Annotated in this window: 8 protein-coding genes; 1 reads left to right on the top strand and 7 read right to left on the bottom strand. The window is 45.8% G+C overall.

Annotated elements, in window-relative coordinates:
* Positions 1-371: 371 nt before the first annotated feature.
* Together Q9R46_RS20040 and gyrA are read right to left on the bottom strand one after the other, a co-directional pair.
* A complete protein-coding gene (locus tag Q9R46_RS20040) occupies positions 372-1487 on the bottom strand; it encodes an HD-GYP domain-containing protein (RefSeq protein ID WP_311281482.1) in 1116 nt (371 codons plus the stop codon).
* 215 nt (positions 1488-1702) lie between these two features.
* Positions 1703-4264: a DNA gyrase subunit A gene (gene gyrA, locus Q9R46_RS20035; RefSeq protein WP_311281481.1), complete on the bottom strand. Its 2562-nt coding sequence runs from the start codon at positions 4262-4264 to the stop codon at positions 1703-1705.
* Positions 4265-4689: 425 nt separating this feature from the next.
* On the opposite strand from gyrA, the gene Q9R46_RS20030 reads away from it, so the two are divergent.
* The gene (locus Q9R46_RS20030; protein WP_311281480.1) at positions 4690-5643 is read left to right on the top strand and encodes a YheC/YheD family protein; all 954 of its coding nucleotides are present in this window, start codon (positions 4690-4692) and stop codon (positions 5641-5643) included.
* 60 nt (positions 5644-5703) lie between these two features.
* Here Q9R46_RS20030 and gyrB read toward each other — a convergent pair whose 3' ends face one another.
* From gyrB to dnaN, 5 genes are all read right to left on the bottom strand, one after another.
* Positions 5704-7614 (bottom strand): DNA topoisomerase (ATP-hydrolyzing) subunit B, encoded by a 1911-nt coding sequence (gyrB, locus tag Q9R46_RS20025; RefSeq protein ID WP_145334967.1) that lies wholly within the window; start codon positions 7612-7614, stop codon positions 5704-5706.
* A 90-nt stretch (positions 7615-7704) separates the two neighbouring features.
* Positions 7705-7953 carry an extracellular matrix regulator RemB gene (gene remB, locus Q9R46_RS20020; protein ID WP_090923610.1) on the bottom strand — a complete coding sequence of 83 codons (249 nt, stop codon included), beginning with the start codon at positions 7951-7953 and terminating at the stop codon, positions 7705-7707.
* 13 nt (positions 7954-7966) lie between these two features.
* The gene (recF, locus tag Q9R46_RS20015) at positions 7967-9079 is read right to left on the bottom strand and encodes a DNA replication/repair protein RecF (RefSeq protein WP_145334969.1); all 1113 of its coding nucleotides are present in this window, start codon (positions 9077-9079) and stop codon (positions 7967-7969) included.
* 58 nt (positions 9080-9137) lie between these two features.
* Positions 9138-9353: a S4 domain-containing protein YaaA gene (gene yaaA / locus Q9R46_RS20010; RefSeq protein ID WP_090923608.1), complete on the bottom strand. Its 216-nt coding sequence runs from the start codon at positions 9351-9353 to the stop codon at positions 9138-9140.
* An 18-nt stretch (positions 9354-9371) separates the two neighbouring features.
* Positions 9372-10514, bottom strand: coding sequence for a DNA polymerase III subunit beta (gene dnaN, locus Q9R46_RS20005; protein WP_311281479.1), 1143 nt, complete (start codon positions 10512-10514; stop codon positions 9372-9374).
* Positions 10515-10627 lie beyond the last annotated feature (113 nt).

The following is a 10627-nucleotide window of genomic DNA, read 5'->3' as shown; positions in this document are numbered from 1 at the left end:
AGCAGAATGTTTACTCACTCGTTGTTCAGTTTTCAAAGATCAAACTTGTTCAGTCACCGTCACTCATTCGCTTCAGTAACTTTTATATCATATCATTTCCGAACCAACTTTGCAAGCTTTTTTTAAAAGTTTCTTTCGAAGCTTGTTTTATTCGCTTGCCGCACCGTGTAAACTGTGTTTTCTTGGCCGGAATTAGAATATACCATGTATAGAATTTGAATGCAAGTGTTTTTTTTATATTACTTAACGCTAAACTATAGTTGGGCTCATGTAATCACTTATATACTCATAAACGATGTTCTTTAAACTACCATACTAAAAAAGACCCACTCTCTAGGAGAAGGTCCTCACACTACAAATCTAAATATGATTTAACCTAATACTTCTTGAATATATAACTGTCTTTGATGCATCAGATTGATAATCGAACCTTCAACAGATACCATTGGCCGAGTAGGATGATCTCGATCCGAGAAAATAATTTCCCCAATCTGATTATTACTGAGTTTCACCCTTATTCCGTTATGAATTTGAGTGGAGCGTTGCACAAACATATTCACAATAGAAGGTTCCAGTTTACCAAACGCCTCACTTTGAATTTGTTCCAGAACCAGATATGGAGATTGAGCCTTACGATAAATCTTCTCCAGGGTCATTGCATGGAAAATATCTGCAATAGCTACGATTTTGGCATAGATATGAATCTGTGTACCGGTAAGTTGCAAGGGATAACCCGAGCCATCCACTTTTTCGTGATGCTGCAGTGCTGCAAGTCTTGCACCCTCATTGATGGCCTTAGCTTGTTTAAGAATCTGATAACCATACTTGGTGTGTTGCCTGATCTCCTCCTGCTCCTCCGCTGTCAGCGAAGAAGGTTTATGGAGAATCTGCGGATCAACCTTGTTATTACCGATATCATGGAACAATCCCGCAAAAGCAACCTGCATCCAGTCCTTGGAGGGGAGATCAATCCACTGAGCCAGTTGATAGGATGTGATCGCGCTTAGCACAGCATGGTGATATACATAATCATGCTCTTTCATATTGCGTGGACTGAAGGTGAGCACATTATATTGTTTGAGATGCATGAACAAAGCCTCTAGCTGTGTCCGTAACTCATAAACGGGTAATTCGGCAGCTAATGAGGAGAGAAACGCGTTTTTGGTCAACGTAACCATTTTCTCGTATTCGTCCTGAAGCGTAATAACTGGTGCTGAAACTATTGTACTTATCCGATCCCCATTCTTCTCTGCGACGGCTGTTCCTAATGCTCCGCTGGGTCCAGTTAATCCTTTGGAACCTCCACTGCCGGTTCCTGCTCTCTCTTGTTCAATATCCACCTGATGAATCAAAAACGCCCTGAGGACTTCCATATCTTTGGGTAAAATGATTTTACCCTTTTGAAGCAAAACATTGCCACGCGACGTCTTCACATCACTTCCCAATTTCAGTCCTGGTTTGACTTCTGACAGGGTAATTAATCCCATACTGACTCCCCTCACTCATCGTTCTTCTTAAGATGATGACAATACAAGACCATAGTCCCGGTTTCTCATGTTATTTCCCATTATATTACTCAGAAAACAGGCTGTACATCCTAGATTTTGAAGCTTCCATCATTTTTTATGTACATATCAAAAAGGCTCCCATAAGGGAGCCTTACGTATCCTGTTTCAACGATTCAATAAACAAGATACCTATGTTATTCTTCCGAACCTGAATCATCATCTTGAACATCAGCTTCTGACTCAGATGTCATGTTCTCTTCCAGATTGGATTCCTCTGTAAGAGAAGACACCCCAGCTTCCATTGCTTCAATGTTATCTTCGTCGGGTTCTTCTTCATTTTTATCAATTCGGCTTACGGTAGCTACAGCGTCTTCCTCACGAATATGGATTAGCTTCACACCCTGAGTATAGCGACCCATGGTTGAGATGCCATCCATGCTCATTCGAATTAATGTACCACTGGATGTGATGATCATCAGATCCTCTTCCGTTTTAACCATTTTGAGGCTTACAACAGCACCATTCTTCTCGGTAACATTGATCGTCTTGATCCCTTTACCACCACGAGTTTGCATCCGGTAATCACTAACTGGGGTCCGTTTACCGTACCCTTTGGCTGTAACAATCAAAACATCCAGATCAGCATCTACGACGTCCATACCGATAACTGCATCCTGATCATCCAGCGTGATACCCTTAACCCCGGTAGCACTACGTCCCATAGAACGTACATTACCCTCCGAGAAACGAATAGACATTCCATGAGCTGTACCCATAATGATCTCTTGTTGCCCATCCGTCAGCTTCACATCAATCAGGCTGTCATCATCACGCAAGGAGATCCCGATAAGTCCGCCTTTGCGGATGTTCGTGTAATCTTCAAGCGGGGTTTTCTTCACTACACCCTGACGTGTTGCAAAGAATAGATACTTATCGCTCTCGAATTCCTGTACTGGAATAACCGCATTGACAGACTCCCCTTGCTCAATCTGAATCAGGTTGATAATTGGTGTCCCACGCGCTGTACGTCCAAGCTCTGGAATCTCGTAAGCTTTCAAGCGATATACTTTACCTTTATCCGTGAAGAACATCAGGTAATTGTGAGAGTTGGTAACAAAAAGATGCTCGACAAAGTCAGTATCCTTTGTATCCATCCCTACAACACCGCGTCCTCCGCGTTTTTGGCTACGGTAGGTAGATACAGGCAGACGTTTAACGTAACCTGTGTGGGTAATCGTGATGATTACTTCTTCACGTGGAATCAGATCCTCATCCAGAATACTTTCTTCTCCAACCGTGATCTCGGTGCGGCGATCGTCACCAAAACGCTCACGAATTTCCTGAAGCTCTGTGCTGATAATCTCAAGTACAAGATGCTCGTTAGCCAAAATTTCGCGATACTCGCGGATTTTGACCATCAATTCGTTGTACTCATTCTCGATCCGTTCGCGTTCCAAACCTGTCAGACGTTGCAGACGCATATCCAGAATCGCCTGTGCCTGGTCATGGCTGAGTGAGAAGCGCTCAATCAAACCTTCTCTAGCGGCATCTGTATTGCTGGATGAACGAATCAACGTAATGATCTCGTCGATGTGATCGAGTGCAATACGCAAACCTTCCAGAATATGAGCACGCGCTTCCGCTTTTCTCAATTCGAACTGTGTACGTCTGCGAATAACCTCGATCTGATGCTGCAAATAGTGATACAGCACTTCACGCAGATTTAGAATTTTCGGTTCTTTATTCACAATTGCCAGCATGTTAATGCCGAACGTGGACTGCATCGATGTGTGCTTGTACAAATTGTTCAGCACAACGCCTGGGTTAACATCACGGCGAAGCTCAATGACAATTCGCATACCGTTACGGTCAGATTCATCACGCAGGTCGGTAATACCATCGATCTTTTTGTCGCGTACCAGCTCAGCAATCTTCTCTACGAGCCTTGCTTTGTTCACTTGGTACGGGAGCTCTGTAACGACGATCCGTGCTTTGTTGTTGTTCTCTTCGATATTCGTTTTGGCACGCATCGTTACGGATCCGCGCCCAGTCTGGTAAGCCTGACGAATGCCGGAGCGTCCCAGAATATAACCCGATGTAGGGAAGTCTGGGCCTTGGATATAATCCATCAGTTCCATGGATGTAATATCCGGATTTTTGATCATTGCCTGTACGCCGTCAATAACCTCTCCGAGATTATGAGGAGGAATGTTGGTAGCCATACCTACGGCAATACCGCCGACCCCGTTAACGAGCAAGTTAGGAAAACGAGACGGCAGAACAACGGGTTCATTTTCCTCACCATCATAGTTCGGTTGGAAGTCAATGGTATCCTTGTTGATATCTCTGAGCATTTCCATCGCAATTTTGGACAAACGTGCCTCGGTATAACGCATCGCTGCAGCCATATCACCATCGACTGATCCGAAGTTACCGTGTCCATCGACATGCATGTAACGCAGGGAGAAGTCCTGTGCCATCCGTACCATCGTCTCGTAAACGGCAGAGTCACCGTGCGGGTGATACTTACCGATAACTTCGCCGACGATTCTGGCTGATTTTTTATGTGGTTTATCAGGTGTCATGCCAAGCTCCGACATTGCATACAGGATGCGCCGGTGAACCGGCTTTAATCCATCACGCACATCTGGCAGGGCACGGCTCACAATGATGCTCATCGCATAATCCATAAACGATTCACGCATCTCGACGCCAATATCCCGATCTTTAATCTGCGAGTTCATTTCTTCCGCCATGCTGGACCTCCTTCTTGTCCTTCAACAAACGTTCCAAATCAATCATTTCCAGAAAATTAATATATGTGAAAAGCCTAACAAGGCTAAAACCGCGCAAGAACGCTACTCTTTATTATATTACTTTCACAAAAGTTACACAATTAAACGTCCACTAGGCAATAGCCTTTCTTCCGGGAACTTGAGCGTGTCTGGGGGTTCGCCCTGCCTTCCTCTGCAATTGCACATACAATGCTAGAAAAGCGGCATATGTACTGTCCAATCAAGGCTAGAGCCGTTCCCACGTGGCAATCAAACTGCAATTTTATCGGCTGACAGCACAAATCGCCATATTCCTCTATTATACCACTGAAATCATCTCTTGTCCTTTGATTTTCTGCATAATGTCCCTCAGCGCAACTGATCAAAACAAGAAAGGACTGATGCATATGAGTATCCAGCGTGTCTCCAGCAAATGGACCAAAACAGCCATTTTGCAACGCAGCCGTCATGTCAACGAATATTTACCGGTGACCCGAAAATATAGCTCGCAAACGCTAGAACGAATGACCGAGTTATTCCCAGCCAATTTTATTAAGCCCGACCGGGGAACTTACGGTAATGGGGTGATGCGAGTAAGGACAGTTCGCACCTCAATCGCAGTCCCTCGTTCTACAGATTCAACAAACGAATCCACAAGTGATGAAGCATCTGGCGAATCCGCCTCACCCGACTCGGTAGAATTAGAGCCTACTCCTCCTATCCTGTCCGATCTAACGACCTACCATCTGCAACATGGAACAGAAGAACGAGTCTTTCATTCGCTCACAGAACTTGAGAACGCATTGAACGAACGTATCCAGAAACGTGACTACATCATCCAACAGGGTATTCCGCTGATGACACATGAGGGATTGCCTTTTGACCTGCGTGTATTAACCCAGAAGAACCCACAGCACAGCTGGGAAACGACAGGTATTCTCGGACGTGTTGCTGCACCAGGCAAAATCATTACCAATATCCACGGAGGCGGACGTCTGGCCACCTTTGAAGAACTTGTACTCCCGCAACTCAAAAGGGAAGGATATCAAAAGCTTGAGCATGAATTGCACCGCCTGGGTATCCATACTGCTGTCCAATTGCAAAGCTCGTTTCCCAGACTCAAAGAGATCGGGATTGATATTGCTTTGGATGATCATGGACGTCCCTGGATTCTGGAGGTAAACACACTGCCTGGTATCTATGCCTTTGGTCTGCTTCCCGATAAAGAGGCTTATCGCAAAATCAAACGTTATGCCATTGCTTACGGACGCTTACCCTCCAAAAAAGGCAAAGCGAAAAAAACAACCCCAAAGGCTTCCAAAGCGCAGGCTTCCGCCATCAAACGACGAAGTGCCAGATAAATAAGCGCCTATCCTCATAATATAAAAAAGGCGCCCTCACAGGCGCCTCTTCGCAACTCGTTAAATATCGAGGTTTTTCACGTATTTTGCATTTTCCTGGATGAAATCACGACGAGGTTCAACATTATCCCCCATCAGTGTATCAAACATGGCATCCGCCAGCATCGCATCGCTGATCGATACTTGTAGCATCGTACGGCTTTCCGGGTCCATCGTGGTTTCCCACAGCTGCCCGGCATTCATCTCGCCAAGACCTTTGTACCGTTGAATGTTGAACTTGGCGTTCTCACCCAAAGAAGCAATAATCTCGTCACGCTCTTTCTCGGAGCCTGCATAACGGATGACTTTGTTACGCTCAATCTTGAAGAGCGGAGGCTGAGCAATGTATACATAACCTGCCTCAATGATTTTGCGCATATACCGATACAAGAATGTCAGCAACAGTGTACGGATATGGGCACCATCGACATCGGCATCGGTCATCAGAATGATTTTGTGATAACGTGCTTTGGAGATGTCAAAATCGTCGCCGATCCCTGTTCCCATCGCTGTGATAATTGCACGGATCTCGGCATTACCAAGGATGCGGTCAAGGCGCGCCTTTTCCACGTTCAGAATCTTACCACGAAGCGGCAAAATAGCCTGGAAGTGACGGTCACGCCCCTGTTTGGCCGAACCACCGGCGGAGTCTCCTTCGACGATGTACAGTTCACTGATGGACGCATCTTTGGATGAACAGTCCGCTAGCTTACCCGGCAGGGAGCTGACTTCAAGCGCACCTTTACGGCGTGTCAGTTCACGAGCTTTACGAGCCGCTTCACGGGCACGGGCAGCCTGCAATCCTTTCTCCAAAATACGACGGGATACGGAAGGATTCTCTTCCAAGAACTCCTGCAACTTCTCTGCAAACAAAGACTCCACAATACCACGTACTTCACTGTTTCCGAGCTTTGTTTTCGTTTGTCCTTCGAATTGCGGTTCCGGAATTTTGACCGAAATAATGGCCGTCAGACCTTCACGCACATCGTCACCAGACAGATTGCCGGTACTATCCTTGATTACACCAGCCTTACGGGCGTAGTCATTAATAATCCGGGTGAGTGCACTCTTAAAGCCTGACTCGTGCGTTCCGCCCTCATGGGTGTTGATGTTATTCGCAAAAGAATAAATATTTTCGGTATAGTTGTCATTGTATTGCAAAGCAACCTCTACCTGAATGTTATCCCGAGCACCTTCAACATAGATCGGATTCTCGTGCAACACTTCACGCTTTTGATTCAAGAAGGATACATACTCAATGATCCCGCCTTCGTACATGAAGGAATTGGTTGCACCTGTCCGCTCGTCCGTTAACGTCAGACCAATGCCTTTGTTCAAAAAGGCCAGCTCACGGACACGTGTAAGCAATGTTTCGTAGTCATATACAGTCGTTTCTGTAAAAATTTCAGGATCGGGATGGAACGTTACCGTAGTTCCTGTCTCGTCTGTTGTGCCGATCACTTTGAGGTCATATTGCGGAGCACCGCGGCGGTATTCCTGCTGATGGATATGACCATCCCGTTTTACAGTGACCACTACTTTTTCAGAAAGAGCGTTAACAACGGATACACCTACACCGTGCAAACCACCGGATACCTTATATCCGCCTCCGCCGAATTTACCACCTGCATGGAGAACAGTCATAACGACTTCCAGGGCTGGACGTTTCATTTTGGCATGTTCGCCAACTGGAATACCCCGTCCATTATCCACAACGGTTACACTGTTGTCTTCATGGATGTTGATCTCGATATGATCACAGTAACCCGCCAGCGCTTCATCGATACTGTTGTCCACTACTTCCCAGACCAGATGATGCAGACCTTTGGCACTGGTGGAACCGATGTACATCCCCGGACGTTTACGTACGGCTTCCAGTCCTTCAAGGACCTGAATTTCATTCGCATCATATGACGGTTGATTCATAGACATGCCTTTCACCTACTTCTATAGATTCAATATCTTGAATATGCGTTAACTTAAGAATATTAGCAGACACAGAAGTTCTCTCTTGAATATCCGCTATAGATCAGGAAAATGGTGCGCACGCTTCTTGAGCGTTGCGGAGGAAATCGGTGAGTAATACACAATGTTTTTCGTCACCACAATAGACTTTGCTTCCTCTTCGCCGATATGTTCGACCGTTTTTTCCTGTTCGGCATGTGTAACATACTGCTTGGATATTTTTGAGGATTTCTCAATCGATATATCAAAAATAGCAACCAACTCAGAAGAACGGATGATTTTTTCACCGCCCAGATGAATGTACATAAGCCCTCACTCCTTAGCGTTCCACCTGTCCGGCATGAACGTGATAGATACTAGCGTCTTTAAGCTTGTCAACGTTCAGGCTCTCAATTCCCGTAGCGGTAATAAAAGTCTGTACCTTGCTTTGGAATGTTTCGATCAGCTGGGTCTGACGAAAAGGATCAAGTTCGGATAATACGTCATCCAGCAACAGAACCGGATATTCCCCGATCTCTTCATGAATCAGTTCAATCTCCGCAAGCTTAAGAGACAACGCTGTTGTGCGCTGCTGCCCCTGAGAGCCGTACGTTTGTACTTCCCGTTCGTTAATGAAAAAGGACAGGTCATCCCGATGTGGCCCACTCAGCGTTGTGCCCCGGCGAATCTCCTGCTCTTTCATTTGTGATAATTTTATCATAAATTGCTCCATTAAGACAGCTTCATCTTCCTCAGCGGCTTCGCTGAAGGAGGGAAGGTAGGCCAGACGCAGAACTTCTCCACCTCCAGTAATCCCCTGATGGATCGTTTCTGCCCACTTTTGAAGTTTCTTTATGAATTGTTTCCTTTTTTTGACGATTTTAACACCGTGCTCTGCAAGCTGTTCGTTCCAGATCTCCAGCATCGCTTGAGCTGAATCCCCTTTTCCCCACAGTTGCTTGAGTAGATTATTCCGCTGCACCAGCACCTTCTGATATTGCTGCAGATGATAGAGATAACCTGGAGCCACCTGCCCGATCTCCATGTCAAGGAACCGGCGGCGTACCCCCGGTGTGCCTTTGACAATCTCCAGATCCTCAGGGGCAAACATTACCACATTGAGTGATCCGACAAAATCGCTTAATTTACGCTGTTCCAGACCGTTAATCTTTGCCTTTTTCCCTTGCTGTGATAAGGATAGCTCAAGCTTAACTGCTCCGTATTTTTTATCGACCTCGGCAGTGAGCCTTGACCGTTCTTCCCCAAATCGGATCAATTCCTTATCTCGGGAAGTACGGTGGCTCTTGGTGAGTGCCAGCACAAAAATAGCCTCGGCCAAATTGGTCTTGCCCTGGGCGTTTTGTCCAATCAACAGATTGACGGGTCCAAACGAATCCAGCTTCAGATGCTCATAATTGCGGAATTGCTGCAATTCTATGCTGTTTACAAACACACGTTAACCTCCCTTTTATCCCGTCCGTCAGGAGGCAGCAGGATTGCACCTTGGTCTTCTACTCCGCAACCACTTCGAACGTGCCTTCTCCGTCTACCTCTACGATATCCCCAGGGTATAACTTCCGTCCACGGCGTTCCTCAGCCTCTTTATTCACACGAACAAGCCCTTCTTGGAGGAGGGCTTTTGCCATACCTCCAGTAGGGATGCAGTCTGCGAGTTTCAAAAATTGGTCAAGCTTAATATATTCCGTACGAATCGATACTTGCTTCATCGTGTGATCTTCCCTTCGTTAATTGGTCGTCCGGTAAGGCAGGATGACATATAGGCTCTGGCTGTCGTCGAGCGGTTTCAAGATGATCGGACTCATGACACCCGTAAAGGCAATCATCAGTTGCTCGCTCTCCACCACTTTCAGCACATCCAGCATGTATTTGGAGTTAAACGAGATTTTAAGCGGTTCACCCGTAAATTCAGCCGGCTCAATCTCTTCTCTTACTTTACCAAGCTCGGAGGAGCTGGAGGATATTTCAATCGTGCCGGAGTCCATTGTCTGCATGCGCACAATGTTTGTTTTTTCCTCACGCGACAGCAAATAAGCCCGGTCAATCGATTCACTTAATTTTTTTGTGTCCAAAACAAGTTCTGTTTTGTATGACGTTGGAATAATTCTAGAAGTATCCGGATATGTTCCGTCCAAAATGCGGGAGTAGAAAAGTACACGGTCAATTTTAAATAACACCTGATTATCTGCGACAACGATATCCACAAGCGTGTTCTGGTCGGGAACGATTTTACTCAGCTCGTTTAGTGTTTTACCAGAAATGACGACGTTGTTGAAACGGATACCCTCTGCATTATCCAGCATTGCCGCACGTGTAGCAAGACGGTGACGGTCCGTTGCCACAAATTTCAACTCGTTATCACCAAGACTCCACAATACACCTGTCAGAATAGGTGTCGTTTCATGGGTGGAAATGGAGAACACCGTTTGTTTAATCATATTTTTCAGCAAATCTCCAGGAATGGAGACCGTTTGGTTCTCTTCAATGCTTGGCAGTACCGGGAACTCTTCCGGGTCCAGACCTACCAGCTGAATCTCCGTTGCACCTGCAGAAATAAACGTGTTGAAGTTTTCTTTGACTTCCATATGCACTTCCTGCGAAGGCAACTTTTTGATGATCTCTACGAAAAATTTGGCTGGCAGAACGACGCTGCCCGGTTGATCTACTTGAACAACACTTTTGTCTCCCTCTTCAAGCGGGATAAATGACTGAATGGAGATATCCGTGTCACTTGCTGTCAACGTTACACCTTGGTGATTCACGTCGAATTTGATACCGCTCAGAATAGGGATCGTCGTACGGCTTGAGATTGCTTTGGACACTTGTTGAATGGATTCGTTAAGATAACTTTTCATTATGCTGATTTTCATGGTTTCACTCCTAGCGGATTTTGTTAGATGTTTTTTGGGTTTTGTTGTGGTCTTAAAAAGGTGTTTATTGAAAGGCCGAAGGCCATGCTTTGCAACGGCTTTTTGGAGAAGAT

This window comes from Paenibacillus sp. RRE4 (assembly GCF_031844205.1).
GTDB lineage: Bacteria > Bacillota > Bacilli > Paenibacillales > Paenibacillaceae > Paenibacillus > Paenibacillus xylanexedens_B.
This window is presented reverse-complemented; position numbering and strand designations above follow the sequence as displayed.

Bases quoted from the DNA above. Each gene is read 5' to 3' on its own strand.
- gyrA (WP_311281481.1), bottom strand. From the start codon at position 4,264: ATGGCGGAAGAAATGAACTCGCAGATTAAAGATCGGGATATTGGCGTC.
- yaaA (WP_090923608.1), bottom strand. From the start codon at position 9,353: ATGAAGCAAGTATCGATTCGTACGGAATATATTAAGCTTGACCAATTT.
- Q9R46_RS20040 (WP_311281482.1), bottom strand. From the start codon at position 1,487: ATGGGATTAATTACCCTGTCAGAAGTCAAACCAGGACTGAAATTGGGA.
- remB (WP_090923610.1), bottom strand. From the start codon at position 7,953: ATGTACATTCATCTGGGCGGTGAAAAAATCATCCGTTCTTCTGAGTTG.
- dnaN (WP_311281479.1), bottom strand. From the start codon at position 10,514: ATGAAAATCAGCATAATGAAAAGTTATCTTAACGAATCCATTCAACAA.
- gyrB (WP_145334967.1), bottom strand. From the start codon at position 7,614: ATGTCTATGAATCAACCGTCATATGATGCGAATGAAATTCAGGTCCTT.
- Q9R46_RS20030 (WP_311281480.1), top strand. From the start codon at position 4,690: ATGAGTATCCAGCGTGTCTCCAGCAAATGGACCAAAACAGCCATTTTG.